The organism is Mesorhizobium sp. RCAM 05099 (assembly GCF_059683685.1).
Genome location: NZ_CM185035.1, coordinates 6442831 through 6469433 on the forward strand (window position 1 = coordinate 6442831; position 26603 = coordinate 6469433).

20 protein-coding genes and 6 pseudogenes are annotated in these 26603 nt (G+C 60.8%); 23 read left to right on the forward strand and 3 right to left on the reverse strand.

Annotated elements, in window-relative coordinates:
* Window positions 1-170: 170 nt before the first annotated feature.
* Window positions 171-2354: a T3SS effector XopP-like protein gene (locus AC56QQ_RS31935; RefSeq protein WP_497124675.1), complete on the reverse strand. Its 2184-nt coding sequence runs from the start codon at window positions 2352-2354 to the stop codon at window positions 171-173.
* A 1464-nt stretch (window positions 2355-3818) separates the two neighbouring features.
* Between AC56QQ_RS31935 and AC56QQ_RS31940 the strand changes: the two are divergent.
* The 19 genes and pseudogenes from AC56QQ_RS31940 to AC56QQ_RS32030 all read left to right on the forward strand — a co-directional run bounded on the left by AC56QQ_RS31940 (window position 3819) and on the right by AC56QQ_RS32030 (window position 23798).
* Window positions 3819-5019, forward strand: a pseudogene (locus AC56QQ_RS31940) (IS256 family transposase).
* Between the two features lie 1047 nt (window positions 5020-6066).
* Window positions 6067-6348 (forward strand): nodulation protein NopC, encoded by a 282-nt coding sequence (locus AC56QQ_RS31945; RefSeq protein ID WP_497124676.1) that lies wholly within the window; start codon window positions 6067-6069, stop codon window positions 6346-6348.
* 405 nt (window positions 6349-6753) lie between these two features.
* Entirely contained in the window at window positions 6754-7644 is an 891-nt protein-coding gene (locus AC56QQ_RS31950) for a SctD/MshK family protein (protein WP_497129203.1), read from the forward strand.
* A gap of 419 nt (window positions 7645-8063) precedes the next feature.
* The gene (gene sctV / locus AC56QQ_RS31955; RefSeq protein ID WP_497124677.1) at window positions 8064-10169 is read left to right on the forward strand and encodes a type III secretion system export apparatus subunit SctV; all 2106 of its coding nucleotides are present in this window, start codon (window positions 8064-8066) and stop codon (window positions 10167-10169) included.
* 15 nt (window positions 10170-10184) lie between these two features.
* Window positions 10185-10715, forward strand: coding sequence for a tetratricopeptide repeat protein (locus AC56QQ_RS31960; protein ID WP_183465580.1), 531 nt, complete (start codon window positions 10185-10187; stop codon window positions 10713-10715).
* 330 nt (window positions 10716-11045) lie between these two features.
* Entirely contained in the window at window positions 11046-11453 is a 408-nt protein-coding gene (gene tnpA / locus AC56QQ_RS31965; protein WP_497100502.1) for an IS66-like element accessory protein TnpA, read from the forward strand.
* Complete coding sequence (gene tnpB / locus AC56QQ_RS31970; protein ID WP_497100501.1) at window positions 11450-11800, forward strand: IS66 family insertion sequence element accessory protein TnpB; 351 nt, start codon at window positions 11450-11452, stop codon at window positions 11798-11800. Before tnpA ends, tnpB begins: the two co-directional genes overlap by 4 nt.
* Before the next feature lie 58 nt (window positions 11801-11858).
* A pseudogene (gene tnpC / locus AC56QQ_RS31975) lies at window positions 11859-12764 on the forward strand (IS66 family transposase); the annotation flags it as partial.
* 116 nt (window positions 12765-12880) lie between these two features.
* Window positions 12881-13888, forward strand: coding sequence for a DDE-type integrase/transposase/recombinase (locus tag AC56QQ_RS31980; RefSeq protein ID WP_497124678.1), 1008 nt, complete (start codon window positions 12881-12883; stop codon window positions 13886-13888).
* A 30-nt stretch (window positions 13889-13918) separates the two neighbouring features.
* On the forward strand, window positions 13919-14788 hold the full coding sequence (locus tag AC56QQ_RS31985; RefSeq protein WP_497124679.1) for a hypothetical protein: 870 nt from the start codon (window positions 13919-13921) through the stop codon (window positions 14786-14788).
* A gap of 303 nt (window positions 14789-15091) precedes the next feature.
* Window positions 15092-16606: an IS21 family transposase gene (gene istA, locus AC56QQ_RS31990; RefSeq protein WP_497124680.1), complete on the forward strand. Its 1515-nt coding sequence runs from the start codon at window positions 15092-15094 to the stop codon at window positions 16604-16606.
* Window positions 16603-17496 (forward strand): IS21-like element helper ATPase IstB, encoded by an 894-nt coding sequence (istB, locus tag AC56QQ_RS31995; RefSeq protein WP_497124522.1) that lies wholly within the window; start codon window positions 16603-16605, stop codon window positions 17494-17496. Before istA (AC56QQ_RS31990) ends, istB (AC56QQ_RS31995) begins: the two co-directional genes overlap by 4 nt.
* 860 nt (window positions 17497-18356) lie before the next feature.
* The gene (gene istA, locus AC56QQ_RS32000; RefSeq protein ID WP_497100500.1) at window positions 18357-19856 is read left to right on the forward strand and encodes an IS21 family transposase; all 1500 of its coding nucleotides are present in this window, start codon (window positions 18357-18359) and stop codon (window positions 19854-19856) included.
* Window positions 19846-20622, forward strand: coding sequence for an IS21-like element helper ATPase IstB (istB, locus tag AC56QQ_RS32005; protein WP_210308052.1), 777 nt, complete (start codon window positions 19846-19848; stop codon window positions 20620-20622). The genes istA (AC56QQ_RS32000) and istB (AC56QQ_RS32005) overlap by 11 nt, the downstream gene beginning before the upstream one ends.
* Window positions 20619-20840: a hypothetical protein gene (locus AC56QQ_RS32010; RefSeq protein WP_183459435.1), complete on the forward strand. Its 222-nt coding sequence runs from the start codon at window positions 20619-20621 to the stop codon at window positions 20838-20840. Before istB (AC56QQ_RS32005) ends, AC56QQ_RS32010 begins: the two co-directional genes overlap by 4 nt.
* A 107-nt stretch (window positions 20841-20947) precedes the next feature.
* Window positions 20948-21463, forward strand: a pseudogene (locus tag AC56QQ_RS32015) (MocR-like pyridoxine biosynthesis transcription factor PdxR); the annotation flags it as partial.
* Window positions 21464-21705: 242 nt separating this feature from the next.
* A pseudogene (locus tag AC56QQ_RS32020) lies at window positions 21706-21897 on the forward strand (HipA N-terminal domain-containing protein); the annotation flags it as partial.
* 48 nt (window positions 21898-21945) lie between these two features.
* A complete protein-coding gene (locus tag AC56QQ_RS32025; RefSeq protein ID WP_497101048.1) occupies window positions 21946-22815 on the forward strand; it encodes a HipA domain-containing protein in 870 nt (289 codons plus the stop codon).
* Entirely contained in the window at window positions 22791-23798 is a 1008-nt protein-coding gene (locus AC56QQ_RS32030; RefSeq protein ID WP_497100499.1) for a helix-turn-helix transcriptional regulator, read from the forward strand. Before AC56QQ_RS32025 ends, AC56QQ_RS32030 begins: the two co-directional genes overlap by 25 nt.
* 49 nt (window positions 23799-23847) lie before the next feature.
* On the opposite strand, the gene AC56QQ_RS32035 is transcribed toward AC56QQ_RS32030, so the two are convergent.
* A complete protein-coding gene (locus AC56QQ_RS32035; protein WP_497100498.1) occupies window positions 23848-24126 on the reverse strand; it encodes a hypothetical protein in 279 nt (92 codons plus the stop codon).
* Here AC56QQ_RS32035 and AC56QQ_RS32040 point away from each other — a divergent pair.
* Window positions 24116-24265 (forward strand): hypothetical protein, encoded by a 150-nt coding sequence (locus AC56QQ_RS32040; RefSeq protein ID WP_497100497.1) that lies wholly within the window; start codon window positions 24116-24118, stop codon window positions 24263-24265. The two genes, AC56QQ_RS32035 and AC56QQ_RS32040, sit on opposite strands and share 11 nt — an antisense overlap.
* Window positions 24266-24362: 97 nt before the next feature.
* Window positions 24363-24568, forward strand: a pseudogene (locus AC56QQ_RS32045) (hypothetical protein); the annotation flags it as partial.
* A 4-nt stretch (window positions 24569-24572) separates the two neighbouring features.
* On the opposite strand, the gene AC56QQ_RS32050 reads toward AC56QQ_RS32045, so the two are convergent.
* Window positions 24573-24776, reverse strand: coding sequence for a hypothetical protein (locus AC56QQ_RS32050; protein WP_497100496.1), 204 nt, complete (start codon window positions 24774-24776; stop codon window positions 24573-24575).
* Between the two features lie 79 nt (window positions 24777-24855).
* On the opposite strand from AC56QQ_RS32050, the pseudogene AC56QQ_RS32055 reads away from it, so the two are divergent.
* Window positions 24856-25738 (forward strand): annotated as a pseudogene (locus tag AC56QQ_RS32055) (aldose 1-epimerase family protein).
* A 464-nt stretch (window positions 25739-26202) separates the two neighbouring features.
* Complete coding sequence (locus AC56QQ_RS32060; protein WP_497124682.1) at window positions 26203-26577, forward strand: hypothetical protein; 375 nt, start codon at window positions 26203-26205, stop codon at window positions 26575-26577.
* The last annotated feature ends 26 nt before the right edge of the window (window positions 26578-26603 follow it).

The following is a 26603-nucleotide window of genomic DNA, read 5'->3' on the forward strand; positions in this document are numbered from 1 at the left end:
ATAGTTGAGGTGCGGGGCCGGCAACCCGTGCAGTTCGCGGCATACGCTGTTTGGCTCAAGACCAGAGAGGCTCAACTGCCAGCATCTGGACCAACGACCCTCTGGCCTCCAGATTTCGGAGGTATGACTCATGGTGTCACCACAAGCGGCACTTAACTGCGAGCCCCCGACTATATCGCGTGTCGAGCAGCCGGTGTCGACCGGTGCTCCACCGCAGCAAGCGGATGGCGTGGGTGGCCGCTGAGCCCTCCGGTCAACAGGGACTTGCAGAACGCAGGGGTGAGCTTGCCGCGGTGGATTACGACGTTCTCGTGACCGATCGCAGCCCGGGCGTCCTGCCACTGGCGATTGTGGCCGCGCTGTTCATTGGATTTGACGTGGCAAGCGACGAAGTCGGCGTCATTCAGCGTCGCCAACTGCCCCGCATGTACCGACTCCTTCGTATGGATGTGCACCCACATCGGTTTCGGCATTGCACCATTGCGCAGCGCCTTGGGCTGCAGCCGGATTTCGAATAGCGTCCCTGGCTCCCCCCTCAACGGCTGCGGTGGATCCGCAGGCGTCAACTCCTTGGCCTGCCGCAAGTGTTCAAGGTACTTCTGCGACGGAAATGCGTAGGTCTTCATGCATTCGATCGTAATCGTGGCCTTTTGCTCTTTCAAAGCCTTGGCCAGTCCCTGCGCCTGGCCCAACATTCTCTTGAGCTGTTCTGTGTCTTCGTGCACTTTGGGTACTTGCGAAGGCGAGAGTCGGAGGAGACTATCATGCTGCTTAAACGCGGCCAGACAGGCCTGCATCTCGGCGGCCTGGGTCTGCAGACGCTCGACCACGGTGTCCACGACGTGTTCGGCGTTCTCGGGTTTCATCTGGCGCGCTTGCGAGACGGCCTTTTGCTGACCAGCCAGATCGAACTTCAGGAGTTCGGCCAACCGTGCCAGCATCTGCTCCGAAGCCGGGGCCTGCCAGATCGCCAAGCGTGCAGCCGCCACCGACGCACTCGCATCCGGCGCCTCCTCCGCACTCACGAGCTTTTTCGTACCTAGATCGGAAAGCACGACAACCTTGGCTGCTGGCGCCGGATCGCCGTCGTTTGCAGCGACTTGCGGCTCCGGCTGGCCGGCGGCCGAAGAGCTAGCACCGGCGGCCGAAGTGCCGGCGCCAGCGGCCTGCTTGTCTTTCCCTTTCCCGTTCGCTTTCCGTTTCTTGCCCACTGCAGTGCCTTGGGCCCCTGCAGCCTCGCTGGCAGTGTCGGCCGGTATCGCAGCGCGAGCGTCGGCCGGCGGTGCAATGATGGCTTTGGTCTGCAGTTGTTGTGCCAAGGTTTCGGCGATTGTAGCCGTGCCGGCAGTGCCGGCCGGTTTTGCAGCACCAGCGGCTGCCGGCGATGCAATGATGGCTGGCGACTTCGGCTGCAGTTCCAGGAAGTGCATGACCTCGTGCGCAGTGATCCATGCGTCGTCCACGATCTGGCCCAACAGTTCCAATGGGAGGCCGGCACCTGTTCGGTCATCGCCTAACTTGGCAAGCATGTCGTGCAACGCCAATCCAAATTCCGAAAGCCGCTCCATGACTCCTTCCAGCACGGCGCAGTGCTCTGCGTCGAGTGGGCGCCCTTCGCTGGACATCACAGCGTCGCCGGTCGAGTGGAATGCCGGAAAAACGTCGCTGATGAAGGTCCCCAGCAGACGCACCTTCCGGTCCTCACCTATGAGGATTTCCCTCACGGCTGCTTCGAACGTGCTCGCCAGCGGCTCAATCTTGATCTGCGCGAGAGCGACCCGCGATTGCAGCACCATGACCTTCAAATTCGCTGCCCAGCCGGTGTGCAGGCGCAGTGCGGCCTGTTCGCCCTCTCGCATCTCGGCCGTTGCGCTCGGTAAGTTGGCAGTGGCGGCGCAGACGGACCGCATCCGTTCGCAGCGCCGCAGCTTCTTTTCCCACCACTCCATGAGGGCCACATAGTGCTTCGCCACACTGGAAACTGCTCGGCTCAGCTGGTCGCGGGGAGTGTTGGATGCGCGCAACTTGTGGAGTACCGCGTCCGCAGCCTCCCTTTTTTCGCGCAAGTCGTAGAGTATATTGGTGGCCAACATGTTGCAGTGCTTCGCCCGATTGAGCGTTTCGTCGCGGAATTCACGCGCCCGATCGTCGGACAGAATGCTACGCGCCACTGCCGGGGGCAGGCTTGCGTAGTAGTTCAGAACTGTCGAGCCTGCATTGATGAACCGATCCATCTGATCTTGCGCCTCCTCCCACGAATTGTGTCCGCGCAGGGCCGCATTACGGCAACCGTCAAGCTCGTTAAGCAGGCCGAGCATTCGTATCTTTGCCGCGTTGATTTCTTCGCCTGTCAAGGAAATGGGAACTGCCACACTCGAGCTTGGAGGCTGGCTGGCGACAGGCGCCGTAGCTCCGCCCTCGGACGCCGTTGCTCCACCCTCCGAGACTGAGGGAAAATCGCGTTGCCGCGCAATCGCTGCAGGTGGCGCAGCGGCTTCACGTGGCGCAGCAGTCAGGGTTCGATGTGCGCCAACGGAGTGGCCGGAAGACCCGTCGCCCAGGGCATCATCGGCACCGCGCGCGGAGGACGTCCCTCTATCTTGAGCCCCAGAGCGGATCCGCTCGACAACGGATCCGAACGATTGACTGCCTTCCCCAAGAGCAACACTGGATTGCGAGCGCGAACTGCTCGCCCCCAACGTGCTGTCGGCTCCAGCATTCCCTATGCGCGATCTGCCAGGTCGACCAATGCCCGTCATATTACATCTCCGATATTGGCAAGAATGCGCCCATTGTGTTGGGGCTGATGTCGCTCAGCCGTAGTGGATCTAGGCCCTGACCTGCGGGAGCTTGGTGCGCCCTGTACCACTGCTCTCTGTCCTCTGCCGAGACTAGTGGAGGCTTGCTTGCTGCCTTTCACCGGCACGGTTGTTCGCCCACTTACGCCGAAAATGAGCTGCCGCTGGAACCTGCTCCGGCTAAGCGCATCCGGGCAGCGATGTCTGCAAGCCTTTGGCTTCTGCGTCCGATCGCCGGGCGGTTACCAAGGTCAGCTTAGCCAAAGTGGGGGTAGTGCACATCGGACGAGCCACCAATTGACCATACATGACGATTCGCACTCCTATGTTTCGCATTGAGTTCAGGCTGGCTTGGCGTGGCAGGTCTAGACCGCCTAGCTGACGATTAGCTGACGAAGGGCTCCTCGGGACGCAAAAACCGACCTGGCTCATGCGTTAGCGATTGGGGTATCTTAGTTGGACGTGAAGGGAGCGCAGACGGAAATGTCAGGCGGGGGCTCGGGCCATAACTTTCCATTCCGCGATAGCGTTGACGCGATGGAGCGCTTTGAGCCGGCTGCGCGAACAGATTACGGAAGGTTGAGAAGATCGAAGAAGCGCTGCAGGTTTTCCAGCGAACGGAAGCCTTGCTCGTGCGCTTTCGCAGCGGCTCGTGGGAATTCTTGGCCCAATGTTAGGGCCCCTGTGCGCGCGGTGCTCGACATCCGGGATGACCTGCCGTTTCGTCGCTCTGTAGGAGCGCAGCTGTCGGTAATGATGCGCGTTGGTGCCAGGCCTGTTGTTCAACAGACGGTGAGCAGGCGCCTAGCGGCCTTGGTACTGCGGCGATCCTGGACGTTCCCGTCGAGAACATATCAGTCCTGGGTCGCGTCCCCAGACGTGGTGTAGCTCGGCGGTAGCGAAGCCGCTCGCGAGCGCGCCCTCAACAGCGCCGTAGCGAGCGAGCGGCTTTGCGGCGGTCATCGATGTTCCCCGGTAAGGTCGGGTTGCTGACACCAACCTGATTCGAAGGAACCACCGATGACCGACGACATGATGAACCTGCGCACGCTCGTGGAGAAGACCCCCGACGCCGATATCTTGCGCGAGATGATCGGCTTTGCCGCCGAGCGGCTGATGGAGCTGGAGGTGGGCGCCGCCACCGGCGCCGCCTATGGCGAGAAGAACCCGCTGCGGACGGCTCAGCGCAACGGCTATCGCGATCGCGATTGGGAGACGCGGGCCGGCACCGTCGAGCTGCGCATCCCCAAGCTCAGGAAGGGCTCCTACTTTCCGGGCTTCCTCGAACCGCGGCGCATGGCGGAGAAGGCGCTGACGGCCGTCATCCAGGAGGCCTACGTCCAAGGTATCTCGACCCGCTCGGTCGACGACCTGGTCAAGGCCATGGGCATGAGCGGCATCTCCAAGAGCCAGGTCTCACGGCTGTGCGAAGAGATCGACGGCAAGGTCAAAGCGTTCCTTGAAAGACCCATCGAGGGCGACTGGCCATACCTGTGGATCGATGCCACCTACCTCAAGGTGCGCCGCGGCGGACGCATCGTCTCGGTCGCCGTCATCATCGCTGTCGGCGTCAACGCGGACGGCCGGCGCGAGGTGCTGGGCATGGAGGTCGGCACGTCTGAGGCCGAGCCGATCTGGACGGAGTTTTTGCGCAAGCTGACCCGCCGCGGCCTCAGGGGCGTCAAGCTCGTCGTCTCCGATGCCCATGAAGGCATCAAGGCGGCCGTCACCAAGGTGCTGTGCGCGACATGGCAGCGCTGCCGGGTCCACTTCATGAGGAACGTGCTGGCGCATGCCGGCAAGAGCGGGCGCCGTGTCGTCTCCGCCTTCATCGCCACCGCGTTTGCCCGAGGAGACGCCAGAAGCCGCCAGCACCCAATGGCGTGCCGTCGCCGACCAGATCCGGCCGAAGGTGCCCAAGCTCGCCGCCATCATGGACGACGCCGAGCCCGACGTGCTGGCCTACATGACCTTCCCCAGGGAGCACCGCGCCAAGCTGCATAGCACCAACCCGATCGAGCGCCTCAACGGCGAGATCAAGCGCAGGACCGAGGTCGTCGGCATCTTCCCCAATGACGATGCCATCGTCCGCCTCGTCGGCGCGTTGCTGCTTGAACAGAATGATGAATGGGCCGTCCAGCGCGCCAGATACATGACGCTGGAAACCATCAGCCAAATGAGCGATGATCCTCTCATCAGCCTGCCAGCCGTGGCACGCTGATCATCCCGGCCCCATGCCGGAGAGCGCGGCGACCAAGCCGTCAGCTACACCACTCCCTGGGACACGATCCAGTCCTGCTCGACAGCCCGCCACAACCCATGAACGTGCGTCTACCCCAGCGCCTCCTCACAAGATCAGCGCGAGAGCCGTGCCCTCCCCTGATGCGGTCGGCTGCAGGTTCCCAAATGGGCGATTTCCCGGTTCGGCCAATACCAGTCATGGTCTAGCTCCGATGCAGGGGAGATACGTTCAGCGTTGTCGGTGACCCTTAGACGCTTGGTCGTCGAGCGCTGCCTGGCCCAAATGAACGCAACCGCCGCCTCTCTTCGTGCCACGTCGATTCCGGCGTGGCGCCCTGCTTGATGTCAACGCTCTCGCGCAAGAAGGATGGCAATGATCCAGTGGACACCGCGTTTAGTTCCCCGAAGCTGCGTTGGTGGCCCGCTGAAAAAACTTCGCATCGAAGGCGGGGAGCACAGACGCGCTCAGGCCGGCGGGTCACTGACCGGCAGCGGCTATTGATAGCGCGGTGGCGCAGCCTGGACGCGCCGGAAGCGTAGGACGACCGAATGGATATCCAGGTGATGCGCACGCAGTAGCACCGTAGGTTGGCCGGCCGACGCACGGATCGCAGACGTTTAATACCGGCACAAACAGGCGTCGCGTGCGTGCAATCGGTGACTAAGAGGGAGCGGAGAGCAGGAGTACGGCCACAGCACAGCCTGATGGCAGGCGGCAACCGGCGTCACCTGTGAGGAGGACCGCACCGACGGTGGGCGCTCAGTCACGGCCTGACATGTCCTGGCTTTCTTTGCGCCATCTTAAGGCGACAACATCATTCGCGTCACTACAACTGCCGCGCTAGAACCGACTGTCCACATCATGACCTTGCCGCGCACGAAGGCCAGATCGTGCACGACCATTTATTTTGCGGTAGCGCCGCATTTTGTTGAGACTCGTCAGCTTCTCGAAAGCTCACGCTCATAGCTTGAGGAGATTGAGCTTGTTACGCGTCGCCGCCAATGGAAACAGATGCCGGAGTAACTGATGGTCGCAGCAATTGGTAGTGGAGGTGGCAACATCGGTGTTTCCTTGGCCCAAAAGGGCCATGGACATTCGAATGGACAGCCGCATCAAGGATCCACCGGGTCTTCTGGTCAGAGCAGGCCGGTTGGCGGGAGCGAACCGGCGGATCGTCCAACCATTTCTGACCAAGCTGCAGTTCAAAGCGAGTTCGAAAGCACTCTTCGTGCGGTTGCGCTGCAAATTGCAAGCGATGCCATGGATGAAGCGGAGGATGCTATGGCAGAAACTGAAGAGGATGCCTGACGTCGGATGGTCCGCGTCAGGAGGTGCGTGCTGTTGGTGACGGCACAGTTTGAACAGAAAGGAAAACAACATGAGTAAAGTAGGTACTGCTACTAGTGCGGCTAGTACTGCCGCTTCAGGTGCTGTAGACGTAGCTACCAAAGCTGCTGGGGCTGCCGCGTTCCAGGCGCAACTCGCGGAGCTAACGGCGGTTAGCTTGGAGGCTACGGCTAGGAGTATACAGCTGCGCACTCTTACGACCAACCTCAACACAATCAAGAAGGCGGCCGACGAACGCGTTCAGTAGTGTCGGAAGCGGGGCTCTAGAGTAGCCCCGAACGTGCCCCCCAGGTGGCGCGATGTGGAACCAAGATGAGCCGCATGGCAATTGCCGTGCGGCTTCTCTTCTTGTTCGGGAGATCATCCTTGAATGACGCCGTTTCCCTTCATTTCGAAGTTCTGTCGGGGCTCTATTGCGGACTGACCGGTAAGGCGGCTCTAGAAACGGGCTTGATCGGCAGTGGCCTCGATGCGGATATAATCTTCGTCGAGCAAGGACTCGCGCCGCATCATTTTCGTATGACTCTTCTTGGCAATTCGATCGAGGTCGAGGCGCTTGCAGCCGGCCTCAGGATGGAAGACAACAGGAATATTGCGGCAGGGGAGTGCGTTGTGGTGCCCCTTCCGGTCGTCATTCATGCAGGCGCGATGTCCATTCTCTGGTCAGTGCAGGATGCTGCGCCAGCCAGTGCGATCGGCATACCACGTCTTTCCATCTCCGTGCTTGCCTTGGTGTTACTCGGCTCTCTCGGGATCGGCGCGCTCTCGGCCATTTTCTCCTACTACGGCAACGCTGGTGCATTGAGCGCCAATTCACCTGGTGCCGACCTTGAGTCCAAGCTGAGCAGTAACCGCGCTGACGATCAGACTAACGTGGCAGCGGCCAAAGACCTGCAACAGGAAGTCGACAAAGCGGGCCTGCTCAATATTAAGATCGGCTCCGCAAAGGGTGTTGTGACCGCTGAAGGGACCGTCACGTCTGCATCGGTCATCGGTTGGCAGAAGGTTCAGCAGTGGTTCGATCATCGCACGAAGGGCGCTCTAACACTGGTCAATGGAGTGGTCATCAAAGAGGAGAAGGCGCCATCCGCAATCGCCGTTGAAGCTGTTTGGCGCGGGCCCGTGCCGTATGTCGTAATCGCTGGTGAGAAGTATTTTGTCGGCGCCCTTTTGGATGATGGGTGGATGGTCGATCGGATCGAGGACCGTCGTGTGCTGCTCAGCCGAAATGGCCGCCTTGCTGCTCTCTCGTATTAATGATTTCCAAGTTCGCAGGCCATATTAAGGAGAACGCCATGGTCAAGCTGCCCCATCTATCCTGTCGCCTCGCTATAGTGCGGTGCGTGAAGGCATCGTCGTCCCGCGGGACGAGTTATGGCGAATTGTGCTGCTCCGGCAGAACCGGAGCAGCTTGATCAAAGGCTAGCTGCTCCGGTTGCGGCTCGCTGCCCACGGTAGTTTTCGGGATATACAGCTGCTGCGGCTTTTCGCGTATGCGTTCAACTCGAAGGTCATCAGCGGTGAGGCCCTTACGGTTCTGGACAGACTGGGTACCTCCTGGCAAGCACGTCCTCGTGCCTGCCTCTCGTTCTCAAGCGCAAGCGATGCCCTCTGATGGGTCTTCGAAAGCTGCGTAGCAGCAGAGCAATTCTCAAACCATCATAGAGGGGCCTCGGATGGCCAACGTTTTGCGTAACTTCATCGAGCGTGCGCCGGCCAACCCGGACTTAATGGTCGCGTTGATGCTGCTTCTAGCCGTAGCTATGATGGTCATGCCAATCCCGATCATGGTGATCGACACGCTGATCGGATTCAATATGGGATTGGCCATACTGCTGCTATTGGTCGCCCTGTATGTCAGCACGCCACTCGATTTTTCGTCGTTGCCCGGCGTCATTTTGATATCCACGGTATTCCGTCTGGCGCTCACCATCGCAACGACGCGACTGATCCTGGCCGAGGGGGAGGCAGGTAGCATCATCCACACCTTCGGCGATTTCGTAATCTCAGGCAATATCGTCGTAGGTTTTGTCATATTTCTGGTCGTGACCATGGTGCAATTCATGGTCCTCGCGAAGGGCGCCGAACGTGTCGCAGAAGTGGCGGCGCGCTTCACGCTCGACGCTCTGCCGGGCAAGCAAATGGCGGTCGATGCAGAGTTACGCAACGGCCACATCGATGCCAACGAAACGCGCAGGCGGCGCGCCACATTGGAGAGGGAAAGCCAACTTTATGGCGCGATGGATGGCGCGATGAAATTTGTGAAGGGCGACGCCATTGCCGGGCTGGTGGTTATCTTCATCAACATGCTGGGTGGGATTTCGATCGGCCTGCTCTCGAAGGGCATGTCGTTCGGCGAGGTGCTGCATCACTATACTCTGCTGACGATAGGTGATGCGTTGATCTCGCAGATTCCGGCCCTGCTGCTCTCAATTACGGCGGCGACCATCGTCACTCGCGTAACTGGGGCTGCAAGTTCCAACCTTGGTACGGACATAGTCAAGCAACTCACCGCCAGTAAGCGAGCATTGCGGCTGGCGGCCTGCGTTTTGGTTGTGATGGGGTTCGTTCCTGGTTTCCCCCTGCCCGTCTTTCTGATCTTGGCCGCAGTCTTCGCCGCGGCAAGCATTGTCAAGGGTGATGTGCCGGGCGCCGGCAAGGTCGATGCTGCAACTGCAGCGCCAGTAGAGAAGGAAACCGTCCGTGCAGAGGCATGTCCGATCGCCTTCTTCCTTGCGCCGAGCCTTACGCATGCGATCGACCAAGTTGAATTGCAACAGCACATTGCACGCGTTTCGCAACTAGTCTCGGCCGATCTCGGCATTGTCGTTCCGCGCATCCCGGTCGCGGTCGACCAGCAGCTGCCCGAGTCGCAATTCAGGATAGATGTCGAGGGCGTGCCAGTCGAACAGGATTTGATTAATCCGACACAGCTCACCCTCACAGACGATCTGGCGAGCATTGAATCGAGCGGCATCCCATTTCGGCATGATCCAGAAATGGACAAAATCTGGGTCGAACAAAGCCATGCGCCGGCTCTCAATGCCGCCGGCATCGGGCATCACCGTCCCAGCGAACGCCTCGCGTTGCGTATCCATGCGACCTTGACCCGCTATGCACCGCGCTTGGTGGGCATCCAAGAAACCCGCCATTTGCTGGGTCGCATGGAGCAGGAATACGCTGATCTGGTGAAGGAGGTGCTGCGCACCACGCCGATCCCTCGGATTGCCGATGTGCTGCGCCGCCTGCTGGATGAAGGTATCCCCATCCGCAATACCCGACTCGTCTTGGAGGCATTGGCCGAATGGAGCGAACGTGAGCAAAACGTCGCACTGCTCACGGAATACGTTCGTTCTGGCATGAAGCGGCAGATCTGTCACCGCTATGCCACACACGGAATCGTGCCCGCCTTCGTTATCGAACGTGAGACTGAGGATTTCATGCGCAGCGCCGTTCGGGATTCGGCTGCAGGCCCATATCTCGTGTTAGAGGATCGGCAAAGCGAAGCGCTGCTGTCACAGATGCGTCAGATCCTTTCCAGCGCAGCACCGGGTCAGACCCTCCCTGTCGTATTGACTTCAATGGATGTCCGACGTTTCGTCCGCGGTTTTCTAAGCCGAAACGGGATCGATCTTGCTGTTCTGTCTTATCAGGACCTCGCCTCCGACTTCACGATTCAGCCCGCCGGATCGATCAAGCTCCGACTGGAACCAATATTGGAACGTCACGGAAACCGCGCAATATCGGCGTTGCCGCCAACTGACAGCCAAAGCGCTCGATGATAGGGAAAACCAAGCATGAATTCACATGAGAATGCAGTCGCTGCGCCGTACTCAGTTCTCTTCGCAGTGCTCGCCATTCTGCCTCTCGCGGGTTGCACTAGCTGGAATAAGCCGGGTCTTTCAGTGAAGGAGACATCGCCACCAGAGTTGCTGGGCGCCAATAACATCGATCCGGCTATGCGCGAACGCATTTGGCGCGCAGTCAGTCAGGATTCTCAAGTGCAGGCTTTGCGGGATGATCTGAAGCAGCATCCGGACAATGTCGATGCGGCAATCCGTCTTACGAAGGCCTTGCTGGCGCAGGAACGCGCGCATGAGGCGCTTCAGGTACTCGACAGCGTCTTAGTTGCCGTCCCAGGAAATTTGCGTGCATTGAATGCGAAGGGAGTTGTCTTGGATAACGAGGGGCGGCATGACGCGGCACAAGCGCTATACCGCCAAGCTCTCGAAGCAGAGCCAGAGAATCAGATGTTGCACCATAATCTCAACCTGTCGCTAGCGTTTGACGGGAAGTCCAAACGGAGTGCGTTGGCACCATCGCGATAGAGGCATAGCGGGAGCGCTGTACGCGAGCTGTGACGGCATTGGACCTACACAAGCAGACACAGCAGGTATGCAGGCGGTGTTACGTTAACTGGCGGTCAGCTTTTGGAGCATAGGGCGACGGTATGAACGGTTCGCCCGTTAGCTGCAATCGCCACCGCCGCCCGAGGTCATTGCTCACGCGGTCCGGCTTTATTCCGATTTCCGCTGAGCTTGGGTCTGGTTGACGAAATGCTGCTGGAGCGCGGCATTGTGGTCCCCTACGAGACAATCGTATCCCTCCGCCGAAGGCCGTCTGTCTTGATTTGATAAATGGCCTTAAGCCCATGCCTTATGTCATGCGCTACAGTCATTTCACGAATTGAGGTCCTGCCTGCCGATGACCTTGGTCGCCGGCGGGACTGGACGGACGAAGAGAAGATCCGCATCGTCGAGGAGAGCTTGCAGGGCTATCGGCAGGGTTCGGCGACGGCTCGGCGCTACGGGCTGTCGCGCTCGCTGCTTACGACCTGGCGTCGGGAATACCGGAGCGGCGTTCTTGGCAGTGCGGCTGCACATGGCTTCGTGTCGCTGGCGATTTCGCCGCCGGAAGCCGAGCCTCGCGAGGTGGTATCGCAGCCTCGGTCCGACAATGAGGTGCAGATCGAGATCGGTCTGCCGAATGGCCGCCGCCTGACGATCCCGGCGACGCTCGATCCGAACATCGTGGCCCGTCTGTTGCCGGTTCTGGACGCGTCATGATCGCCTTTCCGGCCGGGGTGAAGGTCTGGATCGCGGGTGGCGTGACGGACATGCGTTGCGGCATGAACAGCCTGGCGCTGAAGGTGCAGGAAGGGCTCCGGCGCGATCCTCATGGCGGCGAGATCTTTTGCTTTCGGGGACGCAAGGGCAATCTGATCAAGATCCTCTGGCATGACGGGGTTGGCATGTCGCTCTATATGAAGCGCCTGGAGGCGGGGAAGTTCATCTGGCCGGTCAGCCAGAACGGCTCTGCCGTTCCTGTTTCGTCAGCGCAATTGGGCTACCTCCTTGAAGGGATCGATTGGCGTAATCCACGCTGGACACAGCGACCTGCGAAAGCAGGATGATGTCCTTATTTCACTGTTTTTGTTAGGTTTTCTCTCCGGAGCATGGTAGCTTCCCGCCATGGACGAAGCGGCTTCGGAGATTGCCAGATTGCGCGCCGCGCTTGCGGCATCGGAGGCTCGTGCCGCCTCGGCCGAGGCCGAACTCGCACAGGTGCGCGCTGTCGCCACAACCTCCGAGGCGATGATCAGGCGCCTCAAGCTCGAGATCGCCAAACTGCGGCGGGAGCAGTATGGCCAGAGCTCGGAACGCCGCGCCCGGCTGATCGACCAGATGGAGTTGGAACTCGAAGAGCTCGAGGCCGACGCCACCGAGGACGAGATCGCGGCAGAACGCGCCGCGGCGAAGATCACGAACGTTTCTGCGTTCGAACGTCGTCGTCCGGCACGCAAACCGTTCCCTGAACACTTGCCGCGCGAGCGCTTGGTCATCGAGGCTCCCTCGACCTGCACCTGCTGCGGTTCGGCTCGTATCGTAAAGATGGGCCAAGACATCACCGAGACGCTGGAGGTGATCCCTCGCCAGTGGAAAGTGATCCAGACGGTGCGCGAGAAGTTCACGTGCCGGGATTGCGAGAAGATCTCGCAGCCACCAGCACCTTTCCATGCCACACCGCGCGGATGGGCAGGACCGAACCTGCTGGCTACGATCCTCTTCGAGAAGTTCGGCCAGCATCAGCCGTTGAACCGCCAGGCCGAGCGTTATGCCGGGGAAGGCGTCGATCTCAGCCTCTCCACGCTGGCCGATCAGGTCGGGGCTTGCGCGACCGCCTTGCAGCCGATCCATGATCTGATCAGCGTCCATGTTCTGGCAGCCGAACGGCTGCATGGCGATGACACGACCGTGCCGCTTCTGGCTCGAGGCGCAACAAGGCAGGCCAGGCTCTGGACCTACGTCCGCGATGAGCGCCCCTTCGCGGGTGGTGCTCCTCCTGCAGCACTCTTCTACTTCTCTCCCGATCGCGAGAAGACCCTGTCGCATTGCCTCAAGGAAAATGTTACCGCGCGGGTTCGTTGCCTCACCTAAAATGTTACCCGTGAAGGCGCATGTCGCCATGGTACCTTCACCACCAGGGAGGCAACATGAAGACGAAGATGACACATGCCATGCGTGTGGAACTGGCCAATGCGGTCAGGGATCGCTATGCGGCCGCAACGACCAAGGACAAGCGCCGGATCTTGGAGGAGTTCATTGCGGCGACGGGGTATCACGAAAAGTCCGCAATCCGTGTCCTGAACAGCCGCCCGGAGCCAAAGCACCGTCAGATCCGCCAACGCCCGTCGCTCTATGACGAGGCCGCGCGGGCCGCCTTGATCGTGCTGTGGGAAGCTTCTGATCGAGTTTGCGGCAAGCGCCTCAAGGCACTGCTGCCCATTCTATTGCCGGCGCTGGAACGCAATGGGCATTTGAAGCTCGAGGAGGAGATACACCACAAGGTCCTGTCGATGAGCGCCGCGACGATCGACCGCTTGCTCCAGATGCCAAGGCGCACCATGCGTACGAAAAAGCCGCCAAGGGTTATGCCAGAGCCCCGGCGGCGCATCAAAATGCGCACCTTTGCCGACTGGAACGAGCCGCTGCCCGGCAGCATGGAGATGGACCTGGTCGCTCATTGCGGGGAAGTCAACCGCGGTAGCTACGTTCACAGCCTGGTTCTGACCGACATCGCGAGCGGATGGACGGAGGCCGCGCCCATCGTGGTCCGAGAAGGTACCCTCGTGGTCGAGACACTCGATCGGATCCGCACGGGCTTGCCCTTTGCCCTGAGAGCGCTGGATGTGGATAATGGCAGCGAGTTCGTCAACAACAGGCTGATCGAATATTGCCTTGGTCACGGCATCGAACTCACTCGCTCGCGGCCTTACCGTAAGAACGACCAAGCGTGGATAGAGCAGAAAAATGGCGCCGTAGTACGGAAGCTCCTGGGGTATCGGCGCTTCGAGGGCTTGGCGGCGGCCAGAGCGATCACGCGCCTCTACGCGGCATCCCGGCTGTTCGTGAACTTCTTCCAGCCCTCGTTCAAGCTGGCTGCCAAACAGCGTGACGGTGCGAAGGTAGCTAAGCGCTATCATCCACCGCAGACTCCCTGAGAGCGTCTCCTGCAGGCGGAGGCTATCCCGATGGCCGCCAAGAGCAAGCTGCGCGAGATCGCCGGCGACCTCGATCCGCTGAAGCAGCTGGAGGAGATGCGAGCTGTCCAGGCTTATCTGGCGGCGCTGGCTGACGGCGAAACACCGCCACCGGCGACATCGGAACCGCCCAACCTGGCCGCGTTCGTAGCCAGCCTATCGAGCGCCTGGCATGCGGGCGAGATCCGTCCGACCTTCTCCATTGAGGCCAAACCGCGTTACCTGCGAAGTCTACAAAAGGTCTCGACACAAACCCTTATTGCGAGTCCCTCGCCGACGCTCAAACCGGTGATCCCACCCACTCCTCCCGTGACAGCCGCGAAGATGCAGGAGAAGCCGAAGCTGGTCTACGCCGAGCCTGGCCAAGCCCGCGTCCAGGCGCTCCGCATGGTGTGGCCGATCGTTTGTCGCCGATTGGAGGAATTCCCCAACATCAACGCCACGCAGCTCTTCGAGGAGCTGTGCGTCCAGTTTCCAGGTCGATTTACCCGCAAGCAGTACAAAACACTCGTTCGACGGGTCAATCTCTGGCGCCAAGCGGCTCGCGCCCGCGGTGTTGTCGTTGGGCCAAAGACTTATCGTCGGCTCAACGACAAACCGCGCGGCCGACGTCCCGACATCTTTAAGGACCATTGGGAAGAGATGGCACGATGCCTTGAAGAGCGTCCGGATCAGACCGCACTTGAACTTCTCGTCGAGTTCCAGGTCCGTTATCCCGGACGATACAGCTTGCACCAGCTTCACACGTTGCAGAAGCGAGTAAGGGCGTGGCGACAACAAGCCGTGCAGCGGCTCATCGGCGAGGTCAGCAGCCTAGCGCCGTATGTCGCTTCAGATTCCGCACGTCTGGCGAGCGGGTAACATTCTTGGTGAGGCAGCTGGTAACAAAATTAGGTGAGGCAACACGACAATCTAGGCACGATCTCCAAGTGTCGAAGACGGTCGAAAACCGCTGACAAACGACGACAAGAGCTGAAGTGCGCGGCGACAATCAAGGTGAGACTCAGCGTCAATCAGGATGAGACTCGGCGGCGGGGGGTGTGACGAAGGGAGGGCGTAGCCCGACCGGAGTTACACTCCCGCCGCGGCGCGATTTTTCGGCGTCTCATGATCGCGGTTGGCCCGGTAGCGTGGGTGATTTTCTGAGACTGGAGAATCACCTTTGTGCCGGGTCGCCATGTAACCGATCATCAGACGAGGCTTTTTATGAAGTACCGACAAAACAATTCCATCGAGGTCTCCGCCGCCAAGGCGTCGATCAGCCGGGCGACAGCTTACCGCATCGAGAAGGAGGCGCGTCTTCCATCGCAGAGCAGGCCGCCGCGCGACCGGCGTCGCCCCGATCCTCTTGAGCATATCTTCGATGCTGAGGTTGTTCCGCTCCTCAAGGCCGCTCCCGGCATCCGTGCGGTCGCCGTTTACAATGAGATGCTGCGGCGTCATCCGGAACTGTCCGAAGGTATTCGCCGCACGCTTGAGCGGCGTATCCGATCATGGCGGGCTGTTCACGGTCAGGAGCAGGAAGTGATCTTCCGTCAGACGCACGAACCCGGTCGGTTGGGACTGTCGGATTTTACCGACATGGGCAGCCTCGGCGTGACGATCGCCGGCCAGGCGCTCGACCATCTGCTCTATCACTTCCGGCTGGTCTGGTCGGGCTTCGAGCACGCCCATGTCATCCTTGGCGGCGAAAGCTTCGTTGCTCTGGCCGAGGGCCTGCAGAACGCGCTGTGGTCGGTCGGCGGTTCGCCGCTCTATCATCGCAGCGACAGCTTGTCGGCGGCCTTCCGTAACCTCGATGCCGACGCCAAGGTCGATCTGACGCATCGCTACGAGGAACTGTGCGGCCATTATCGCATGACGGCGACGCGCAACAACAAGGGCGTCGCGCACGAGAACGGCTCGATCGAAAGTTCCCACGGCCATCTCAAGAACGCGGTCCGCGATGCGCTACTGATGCGCGGCACCAGGGACTTCGACGATCTCGGCTCCTACCGCGCCTTCATCGATGAGATCGTCAGCCGCCGTAATGCCGCACATGGCAAGCGCATTGACGCTGAGCGCCCGCATTTGCAGGAACTTCCCGCCCGCCGCACCACCGACTTCGAAGAGGTGGTCGTCACGGTGTCGCGCACCGGCGGCTTCACCTTGCGCAAAGTCTTCTACACTGTGCCTTCCCGCCTGATCGGACATCGGCTTCGCGTCCGGCTGTTCGACGATCGCCTCGAGGTCTTCATCGGCGGGACGCATCTGATGACGTTGCCCCGAGGACGCGGCCATGCCGACGGCCGGCACGACCAGGTCGTCAATTACCGGCACGTCATTCATTCCCTGCGCAAAAAGCCGATGGCGCTTCGGGATCTCGTCTATCGCGACAAGCTCTTTCCCCGGCTGGAATATCGTAGAGCCTTCGACGTTCTCATCGAGCACCTGCCCGACAAACAGGCTTGCAAGATTGCCGTCGAACTGTTGGCGCTGGCTCATGATCGTGGCTGCGAGCGTGAACTGGCTGAAGAGCTTGCCAGAACGCTCGACGCCGGCGAACTGCCTGATCTGGCCGCCCTGAGAGCGCTCTTCGGCCCGGATCCGGCCCGGTTGCCGACTGTTCATGTGCAACTCGCATCGCTCAATGGCTATGAAGCCCTGATCGGCACGGCCTATGCGGGAGAGGTCGCATGAAGAGCATCCACACAATAGATGAAGCACGCCTCGGCATCATGCTCAACGAGCTCCGGCTGCCGACAATCAAGACGCTCTGGCCGCAGTTCGCCGAACAGGCCGACAGAGAGGGATGGCCCGCCGCCCGGTTCCTCTCCGCCATCGCCGAGCATGAATTGGCCGAGCGGGCGCATCGCCGGATCGAACGCCACCTCGCCGAGGCGCATCTGCCGCCCGGCAAGACCCTAGACAGCTTCGCCTTCGACGCCGTGCCGATGGTCTCCAAGGCCCAGGTCATGGCGATCGCCGCCGGCGACAGCTGGCTCGCAAAGGGCGCCAACATCCTGTTGTTCGGCCCGCCCGGCGGCGGAAAGAGCCATCTCGCCGCAGCCATCGGCCTCGCCCTGATCGAGAACGGCTGGCGCGTGCTGTTCACCCGCACGACCGATCTCGTCCAGAAGCTTCAGGTCGCGCGGCGGGAGCTCCAGCTCGAATCCGCCATCGCAAAGCTCGACAAGTTCGATCTGCTCATCCTCGACGATCTGGCTTACGTCACCAAGGACCAGGCCGAAACGAGCGTGCTCTTCGAACTCATCTGCGCAAGATATGAGCGGCGTTCCATCATGATCACCGCCAATCAGCCCTTTGGAGAATGGAACAGGGTCTTTCCGGATCCCGCCATGACCCTCGCCGCGGTCGATCGGCTTGTTCATCACGCAACGATCTTCGAGATGAATGTCGAAAGCTACCGGCGCAGATCTGCCATAGAGGCCAAACGCCAGCGCGGCAGGCCCGCCTCCTACGCGACAATCAAAAACACGCACGAGCTTGTCGCGGAGCGGCAATCAGAAACCGACGAAAGCCTTGCCAGCGACAATCAGCATGATAATTTGCCCGTGACCGCGACGTAAGAATCTCATCCAGATTGTCGCGCGCGTCTCATCCTGATCGTCGCGCTATACTGAAGCGCTGGAAAGAGCAAAGGCGGCCGCCCGCGCGCTCTTCAACTAGCGCTGTAGCGGGCGGCCGCCTTTGCGGCGCGGTGCTGATCACGTGAGGTTGAGAAGGCGGTAGACGCGGGGCACGTCTCCAGGCGCCCTGAGGCGGCTTTCGACGTACCCCGCCATGCGCCTGCCTTGTGGTATCTGCGGGTAATCAGCGCCGCAGAAACAATCCGGCGTAACACCGATCTCAACTGGCAAGTCCGGGCTCGGTGTCACGCTCCACTGACGGTGCGCGACCTGCATTATCGCATTGTCAGCGCATTCCGTCGACCTTTTCCCCGAACTCCCAGCGGCGCTCCGAAAGGACCGTCGCGGATGCTCACGGGCCGCTTCTTTCTGTGCGGCCGCTGCCGTTCGCAGGTAACGATCTGCCGCAGCTGCGACCGGGGACAGCGCTACTGCGGCCAGGACTGCGCCCGTGCTGCCCGCCGCGAGAGTGTGCGCGAGGCGGGGCGACGTTATCAGCGCAGCCGCCGTGGACGCCTGGCTCATGCGGTCCGGGCCCGACGACATCGGGCTCGGCACAATAAAGTGACGCATCATTCTCCACCTGCATCTCCTGCCGGTTCACTACTGGTCAGTCCCTCGAACGATGTCGTCGCTGCTTTTGCTGACGTCGTCGGGCGGGCGACGACATCGGTCATGCCCACGCCGTGCTGTCGGCGCTGCGACTGTCGACTGTCGCCGTTCGTTCGCACCGGCTTCGTGCGTCGCCGGGGGCCTCGTTATGCCCGTGAAGCTGACTACGCAGACGGAGAGCCCGCATCATGACCATCAGCCCCGAACTGGAAGCGCAGATCCTGCGCCTGTATCACGCCGAGAAGTGGCGCTGCGGCACCATCGCCAGGCAATTGCATGTCCATCACACGACGGTACATCGCGTTCTGGCCCAGGCGGGATTGCCCCGGCACAAGCCGCTGCAGAGAGCCTCAATCATTGAACCGTATCTTCCATTCATTGAGCAGACGCTGGAAAAGTTCCCCTCGCTGACCGCCAGCCGCCTTTATGCGATGGTGCGCGAGCGCGGCTACCGGGGCTTGCCGACGCACTTTCGGCACCTGGTTGCCCTGCACCGTCCCCGCAAGCCGGCCGAGGCGTTCCTGCGGCTACGCACATTGCCGGGCGAGCAGGGACAGGTCGACTGGGCCCACTTCGGTCACATCGAGATCGGCAACGCCCGCCGGCCGCTAATGGCGTTCGTGATGGTGCTTTCCTACTCACGCGACATCTACCTGCGCTTCTTCCTCGACGCGCGCATGGAAAACTTCCTGCGCGGTCACGTCGGCGCGTTCAACACATGGTGCGGGCTGCCCAGGGTCCTGCTCTACGACAATCTCAAGAGTGCGGTGCTCGAGCGCCAAGGCGATGCGATCCGCTTCCATCCGACGCTGCTTGCCTTCGCCGGCTTCTATCGGTTCGAGCCACGTCCTGTTGCGGTTGCCCGGGGCAACGAAAAAGGCCGCGTCGAGCGCGCCATACGGCATATAAGGGAAGCATTCTTCATCGCCCGCAGGTTCACCGATCTCGACGATCTGAATGCCCAGGCCGAACAGTGGTGCCGCAACCAGGCAGCCGACCGGCCATGCCCCGAGGACCGGACGATGACGGTCCGCCAGGCGTTTGCGCAAGAGCAGCCACTGCTTCTGCCGCTGCCCGCCAACCCATACCCCGTCGAGGAGCAGGTCGCCGCCAAGGTTGGCAAAACGCCCTATGTGCGCTTCGACCTCAACGATTACTCGGTACCGCATGCTCATGTCCGGCGCACGCTCAGCGTGCGCGCCGATCTCGGCCTGGTCCGCGTCTTCGAAGGCGCAAAGATGATCGCCAGTCACCGTCGCAGCTATGATCGTGACCAGCAGATCGAGGACCCTCAGCACCTCAAGGCTCTCGTCGCAATCAAGCGCGAGGCGCGCCAGCATCGCGGCCTCAACAGCCTGACGCGCGCCGTGCCGGCCTGCCAGACCCTGATGATCCGGGCCGCCGAGCGTGGCTCCAATATCGGTGCGATCAAAAACGCGATGCTGAAACTGCTTGACCTGTACGGCGCGCAGGAACTGCAGGCCGCCGTCGAGGAAGCTTTGCATGCCGGCGCCTCCCATTCGAGGTCGGTTCGCGACGTACTGGAACGCCGCCGGGTCGCCCGTGGTGCTCCGCCGCCGGTCGAAACGAGCCTGCCCGAACACGTGCGGCGCAAGGATACGACGGTACGGCCGCATCGCCTCGACAGCTACGACCAACTGACCCTTGGAGGCAAAGATGATGAATAATCCCGACATCCTGCTCAACCGGGCCAAGGCGTTGCGCCTCAATGGCCTGATCACCCATTGGGACGAAATCGCTGACGCGGACTGGCTGGCCGCCGTCCTTCAATGGGAAGAAGAGGAGCGCTCCGACCGTTCGATGCGGCGACGCATGCGTGCCGCCAGGCTCGGCCACTTCAAGCAACTGTCCGATTATGACTGGCACTGGCCGCGCCGCATCGACCGCGCCGCCGTCGAGGATCTGATGACCCTGTCCTTCATGAACGATGCCGCCAACATCGTCTTTATCGGCCCCAACGGCGTCGGGAAATCGACACTTGCTCGCAATGTCGCTCACCAGGCGCTCATCTGCGGTCACACCGTCCTCTTCCGAACCGCCAGCGAGATGCTCGGCGAACTCGCCGCCCTCGACAGCGATGCAGCCTTGCGCCGACGGCTTCACCACTACGCCGCCGCCGACGTTCTTGCGATCGACGAGGTCGGGTATCTGTCCTACTCGAACCGTCATGCGGACCTGCTGTTCGAGCTCATCAGCCGGCGCTACGAAAAACGCTCAACCATCATCACCACCAACAGACCCTTCGCTGATTGGTCGGAGGTCTTTCCCAATGCCGCCTGCGTCGTCAGCCTCGTCGACCGCCTCATGCACCGATCCGAGGTGATCTCCATCGAAGGCGATTCCTATCGCTTCAAGGAAGCGGCCGAGCGATCAAAGGCACAGCGCGAAAAACGCACCAGCCGCTCCTCCGGCGAAAAGGTGCCCGCGGCATGAAACCAGATCCTCAACCGTCCGGCCTCAGTCGTGGAATCCACTTCCTCATCAATCCCGAATGGACACCCGAACAGGCGCTCGCTGTCTTCGAGCTCCTCAACGATCTCGCCGATAGCATCTGGTCGCACTACGGCGTCCAACTCCAGGAACTTATCCAGGAGCAGCAACGAACACCGACCAATCACAGCGATATCGAAAAAGCCCCGTCCTCGCTCTGAAGCACACATCCTCGACACTCGGCGGCCTGCGAAGGCCGCCTTTTTGTTCCGTCCACAAGCACCAAACTCTTGTCGTCGTTTAGCCGCGCTTTTGAAAAGCCATCAACACCAAGACGCTGTCGCCAATGCTGCGCATTGGCTACCTCGTGGTACCGCCGGAATTGCAGGACGTCTTCGGGACGGCCAAGCAGCTTCTGGACAGGCATTCTCCGGTGGCCGAGCAGGAGGCCCTGGCCATGCTCATCGAAAGCGGCGGCTATGAAAGCCATGTGCGGCGCGTCCGCCGTCTGAACGGCGAGCGCCGAGAGACCCTGCTCGCCGCCCTTCGACGCGCGTTCGCAGACCGCATCGTCATCGAAGGCGCTGATGCCGGGCTGCATGTCGTCGTCTGGTTCAAGGACCTCCGTCGGTCATTGGAGGACGTGCTGGTTGAAGAGGCGCGACGAGAAGGCGTGGGTGTTCATTCAATATCGCCGCTCTACGGTCGGGAAATGGATGAAGGCCGCGCCGACCGGATTGGATTGGTGATGGGCTATTCCGCCTTGACCACGCGCCAGATCAAGAACGGCGTTCGATTGCTCACGGACGCTGTCGATCGGGTGAGAAGGAACTCTCCAGATTGAAGTTGTGGTTTGTTCCTCTCGGGAGTTTTAGCCGTTGGCTGTCAGATATGAAGGCATGGCAACACCTTACGCACTTATGAGCAATAAAATAAATCATAGCTTGTTTTTTAACAGATTGCTTCATATAGTAAGACACAGTTGCGCAGATCGTCGACACCTGCGTCGAAAGCGGGAAAGGAAAAGCCATAGCTTCTGAATTGCGCTCTGCTAGGGTCTTTTTCAAGGACCACCTTGCCGGGACGTTGTCAGAGACACCTGCCGGAGGCACCCGCTTTGCCTACGAGCGGGGTTGGACGGAGGATGTTGCCTGCTGCTTTCCAGTCACGCGGAACGAGTATGATTGGACGTCAGGCCTACATCCCTTTTTCCAACATCTCGGACCCGAGGGCTGGCTGCGCGAGCAACAGGCACGCGCGGCTCATGTTGACGGTCAGGACGATCTTGGCCTGCTGCTGCGATACGGTTCAGATTGCATTGGTGCTGTGAGCGTTGTCCCGCCCGAAGGTTCCGAGCTTCCCGCGGCAGCCGCCGAGGCCACGACCAGTCCTGGCCGTACGGTTTCAGGGATACAGAAGAAGCTCCTTGTTGTGCGCGGCAAGGATGGCTTTGTCCCGGCCGGAGCAACTGGACCGGCTCCCTATATCGCAAAATTCAACTCCGAAAGCATTCCGACGCTCGTCCGCAACGAGGCCTTGAGCTTGCGGTGGGCCGGCGTAGTGCTCGGCGCGAAAGAAGTCAACGAGTTCCAATCCGCACCGGTGGGTGACGAGTATGCCCTCATTGTCACCCGGTTCGACCGCGGGCCGAAGGGAGAAAAGTTCCGACAGGAAGATTGCGCGCAGATCCTCGCCAAGCCCCGCGGCCAGGACTATGGAGGCAAATACGATGCTGCCTACGAAGATGTGGCCACGATCATCAAAAAGCACTCATCGCGCGCAGTCATCGACCTTCAGCGCTTCTTTCAGCGTTTGGTGGCCTTTGCGCTTGTCGGGAACTGCGACGCCCATCTCAAGAATTTCTCCCTATTGGAAACGCCGACGGGACTTAGGCTCTCGCCCGCCTATGATGTCCTCAATACCGCAATCTATGACGGTTTTGATCAAACATTGGCACTGACCATCCGCGGCAAGCAGGTCAACCTTGGCGCTGCCGACGGCGAGCTGTTCCGAGGTTTCGGAGGCGATATTGGCCTTCCGGATCGCGTCATCGACCAGACGCTGAAGGAGCTTAAGCGACTGGTCGCCAAAGCTTCAGCGGTCATCCAGCCGCCTGCAGCCGAAGGACCCGACGGTTTTGTCACCAGATATTCTGAGATCGTGAGTAACCAATGCCTGAGAATCCTCGGGGAATAGGCCCGCTGAGCTGGCGCACGCTCGTTGATGAAGCGCTCGCCCGCCGAAAAGAAGAACGTATGACCCAGCGCGAGCATGCAGCGCTCGCTGGTGTCAGCATCCCGACCATTGCAGCGTTCGAACGGGGCGAGCACACCCTCACGCTCGCAAAGGCTTTCGACATCCTTCGTGTTGTCGGACTTTTGGACGAGCCTGCCGAAGGCGGTGCGCAGGACCGGTTCGTGCGGGAGGCATTTGAGCGGTGGCGCGCCCTCACGAATGATTTGCGAAGCGACAACCCTGCCAGGTTTCCAAACGGCTGGTATCGGTTCGACTACTGCCTGGAAGGTGATCTGAAGTCATTTGCTCTGACGGAGTTCGAGCAGGTCCTGGACAAAGCGGTCACCAGGCACACTGGTTGGCCGGTCTTCATGATGCTGACCCGGGAAGATCTTGCCCCACGCAAGGTCGGCGGAGCCATCGAGGTTTGGCTGCCCCCGGAGAGTGACGGGATCAAGCGTGGTAGCGACCCCGCGCATTGCGACTTCTGGCGTGCCGTACCCTCGGGACGATTGTTCCTGATCCGTGGCTATCAGGAAGACGGTCAGGAGACTTTTCCGCCGGCGAGTGTATTCGATACGACATTGCCTGTATGGCGGATGGGCGAGGCGCTCCTTCACGCCGAGCGACTAGCTGGTCTTATGCGGAAGGACCCGGAAAGCCAGATCACGGTCCGGTTTCGTGCGCTCTATACCGGACTGACCGGCCGGCTCTTGCGGAACTGGGCGAACCCGATCAGTGAACTTATGTTTGAGGGGAGGCCTGCTCGCAGCGACGAGGTACTGGTTGAAACCGAGGTCCCCGTGGCCGATATCAGTTCCCGCCTTGCGGACATTCTATTTCCTATGGTGGCCGCCATCTACGAACGGTTCGGCGTTGTAGGTCTCACCACAAATCGCATCCAGGCGGAGGTCGGACGCCTTCTGAGCAGCAGGATGCGATAGATCGCAGCCAAGCCCCGTCTCATCACGCCGGAGCACAGTCAATGGACTGCTACTTTTTGGGGAAAAGTTCGGGAAAAAGCAGCAGCGCAAATTGGCCGGTGAGCGTGTCCGGTCCATCTTGGATCTCCGCTTCTGCCGCAATGAACTTGTCACGAACGCTTTTTCTCTCGAAGAGATATCCAGCGTCCGTGACGGTGATTGTCTTCCGCAGCAGGCGCGCGAAACCATGTCGCCGGTCCACCGCCAGGAATGTGTTGATCAACTCGGCAAGGTTGTGCTGCTGCGAGCCGATGAGTTTCTTTTGAATGAAGGAAAGAATGCAGTTCAAGGAGAGCGTCGTAGTCAGCCTCGACGAGCAGCTCGCCTGTGAGGCCATCCTGCCCGATCGTCGCCGCAACTTCATCGAGCAACGCTATGCGATCCGGCCGTGGCGTGCCGATTTCGGTCGTTGCGGTGAGCCAGCGTGATCGAAAATCGACGTGCCAGGCTGGCCGAGGCGCAACCGCAAATGGGGGTCCACTCGGTGGCTAGAGCACGTCCTGTGATCGATGAATCGATTGTGATGTGACGGCTGCGTTTTGTGCTGATTCAACATCCACTACCGTTGGCATCGACCTTGCGAAGTCGGTGTTCCAGATTGGTGCGATTGATGCCGCCGGCAATGTTATCGTCCGGCGACAGTTGCGTCGCCAGCGGATGTTGAAGTTCTTCGAGCAGTTGGGCCTTGGTTCATTGGGATGGAGGCGTGCGACACTGCCCGCTACTGGGCGCCAATTAGGTGTCGGTGACAAATTGGAGGCCGACGGCATCGCGATCGTGCCGGCACTGCTCGTCTTCGGCGCTTTCTCGCTCTCTCCACTTCAAAACATCTTCCAGCTGCTGCTGAATTTCACTGGCGAGCGCGAGTAGCGACTGGCCGTTGTGGGCGAGGGCGAGGTAGCCGGAGGGATCCTCCGGCCACAATTCGTTGCGCAACACCCAGCCACACCTTGAGTCCCAAAGAGCTTTTGCTTAGTTTGCCACAGCATCGGCCTTCAACAGCGGCCCGCGAGGACATGTGGCACAAGACAGCCAAACCCTTCATGGCGACGGCATCTCGGCTGTTATAGTGGGGCAGGGTGCCGAACTGGTGTCGCTGCAAGATGCGCAAGGATTTGAGTTTCTGTGGCAGGCCGGGCCGGCCTGGCGGCGCCATTCTCCGGTGCTGTTTCCGATTGTCGGCCGGCTAAAGGGCGATCAACTGCGTCACCGCGGCCGGCCCTATGCGATGACGCAGCACGGCTTCGCGCGCGACAAGCCTTTTGTGTGGGCGGACAGGGGGCCTCGATCCTGCACGCTGGTTCTTACCGACGACGCCGACACCCGCGCGCACTATCCCTTCGCCTTTCGCCTGGCCGTGACTTACACGCTGGAACGCCAGCAACTCGGCGTGACCTTCGAGGTCACCAACACAGGCGAAGAGCTGTTGCCGGCCTCCATCGGCGCGCACCCGGCGTTCAACTGGCCGTTGCTGTCGGAGTTACCTAAGGAGGCCTACCGCCTGACCTTTGCCGATGATGAGCCGGCGCCGATTCCTCGCCTTAAGGATGGCCTCCTGCTCGCAGCACCGCGGCCGACGCCGATCGAAGGCAGGACGCTTGCACTGTCCGAACGGCTGTTCGATGACGATGCCGTCATTCTGGATCGGCCCGCAAGCACCAGCGTGCGCTACGCGGCAGGCGATCGAATTGTCATGGCAGGGATTTCCAGAACTGGGCATCTGGTCAATGCCGGGCGGCGCCCCGTTCCTGTGCATCGAACCCTGGCACGGCATAGCAAGCCCTGTGGACTTCGATGGCAACTTCATCGATAAGCCGGGCCTGATGCTGGTCGCACCGGGGGCGAAGCGGTCGCTTAATTACCGGATCAGGCTGGAGGGTTCGTTGCGCGTCCGAGACTAAGGTCATGATGGCGACACGTGGCAATGATCATTCTCAGAATGTGGCAGACGTGGACCGCGCATTTGGCTGATTGTGAGCAGCCATTTCACGAGATGATGAGCGGCCGCTTCGCCCGACCTGTTCATTGATTCAGGTGTTTGCGGCTGGGTCAAGAGCATGGGCGCGAGCCTCTCGCGCCGTGCTTGTGCGGATTCCGGCACTCGGTGCTGGCGAATACGTGCACATGCAACTTAAGCGACGGCGGAAGCAGCCGTCGCAGGAACGGGCCAGGAAATCCTCGCCGCCCTGCCCTGTCCGCTCATTCAGCGGTTGGCGGCGCAAACTGCGACCGGACCTTGGCCCACTGATCGGCCGCGCGGAAGCCGCTGTGAATGGTGTAGCACGATCGGAAATTTCATCCAGCGCGGCAGCCAGCCTCTCGAGTTTCTCGCGACCGTTCTCGCCGGACCGGCAACGATCGTCTTATGCCTGTTGACCTTCTCGGCGAAATTGCCGTTCGCGACACGCTCGACTGCAACATTGGCCAGCATGCGTTGGCAATATCCTTGTTGCGCAGGAGATCGAAGAAGGCATCGTCCGGCGGCCACAATGCGCCCATGCCAACATTCAGATGGTTACCGACCGCCTGGGCCACGGCGCATCAGGCCTCCATCGTCTCGCCATGCGATGGTGAGAGCGCGCACTACATCGTCGTCGGAGCGCTCCAAAGGGCGGGCGAAGATAGGGGCCGTGGCATAGTCGCGGCCATTGCCGCCGGCTTCGCGCCGCCCTCATCCGGCGTGCCGACCAATGCCAAAACCTTGCGCCGCTTTCGGCTCGAGCTCCCGGCTCAAGCTTGAACGTCTCGTACAAACCATCTGGCCTG

Excerpts from the sequence above, each read along its gene's own strand:
- AC56QQ_RS31945 (WP_497124676.1), top strand. The coding sequence starts at position 6,067 with ATGGTCGCAGCAATTGGTAGTGGAGGTGGCAACATCGGTGTTTCCTTG.
- sctV (WP_497124677.1), top strand. The coding sequence starts at position 8,064 with ATGGCCAACGTTTTGCGTAACTTCATCGAGCGTGCGCCGGCCAACCCG.
- AC56QQ_RS31960 (WP_183465580.1), top strand. The coding sequence starts at position 10,185 with ATGAATTCACATGAGAATGCAGTCGCTGCGCCGTACTCAGTTCTCTTC.
- tnpA (WP_497100502.1), top strand. The coding sequence starts at position 11,046 with ATGTCATGCGCTACAGTCATTTCACGAATTGAGGTCCTGCCTGCCGAT.
- tnpB (WP_497100501.1), top strand. The coding sequence starts at position 11,450 with ATGATCGCCTTTCCGGCCGGGGTGAAGGTCTGGATCGCGGGTGGCGTG.
- AC56QQ_RS31980 (WP_497124678.1), top strand. The coding sequence starts at position 12,881 with ATGAAGACGAAGATGACACATGCCATGCGTGTGGAACTGGCCAATGCG.
- AC56QQ_RS31985 (WP_497124679.1), top strand. The coding sequence starts at position 13,919 with ATGGCCGCCAAGAGCAAGCTGCGCGAGATCGCCGGCGACCTCGATCCG.
- istB (WP_497124522.1), top strand. The coding sequence starts at position 16,603 with ATGAAGAGCATCCACACAATAGATGAAGCACGCCTCGGCATCATGCTC.
- istA (WP_497100500.1), top strand. The coding sequence starts at position 18,357 with ATGACCATCAGCCCCGAACTGGAAGCGCAGATCCTGCGCCTGTATCAC.
- istB (WP_210308052.1), top strand. The coding sequence starts at position 19,846 with ATGATGAATAATCCCGACATCCTGCTCAACCGGGCCAAGGCGTTGCGC.
- AC56QQ_RS32010 (WP_183459435.1), top strand. The coding sequence starts at position 20,619 with ATGAAACCAGATCCTCAACCGTCCGGCCTCAGTCGTGGAATCCACTTC.
- AC56QQ_RS32030 (WP_497100499.1), top strand. The coding sequence starts at position 22,791 with ATGCCTGAGAATCCTCGGGGAATAGGCCCGCTGAGCTGGCGCACGCTC.
- AC56QQ_RS32040 (WP_497100497.1), top strand. The coding sequence starts at position 24,116 with ATGCAGTTCAAGGAGAGCGTCGTAGTCAGCCTCGACGAGCAGCTCGCC.
- AC56QQ_RS32060 (WP_497124682.1), top strand. The coding sequence starts at position 26,203 with ATGCCTGTTGACCTTCTCGGCGAAATTGCCGTTCGCGACACGCTCGAC.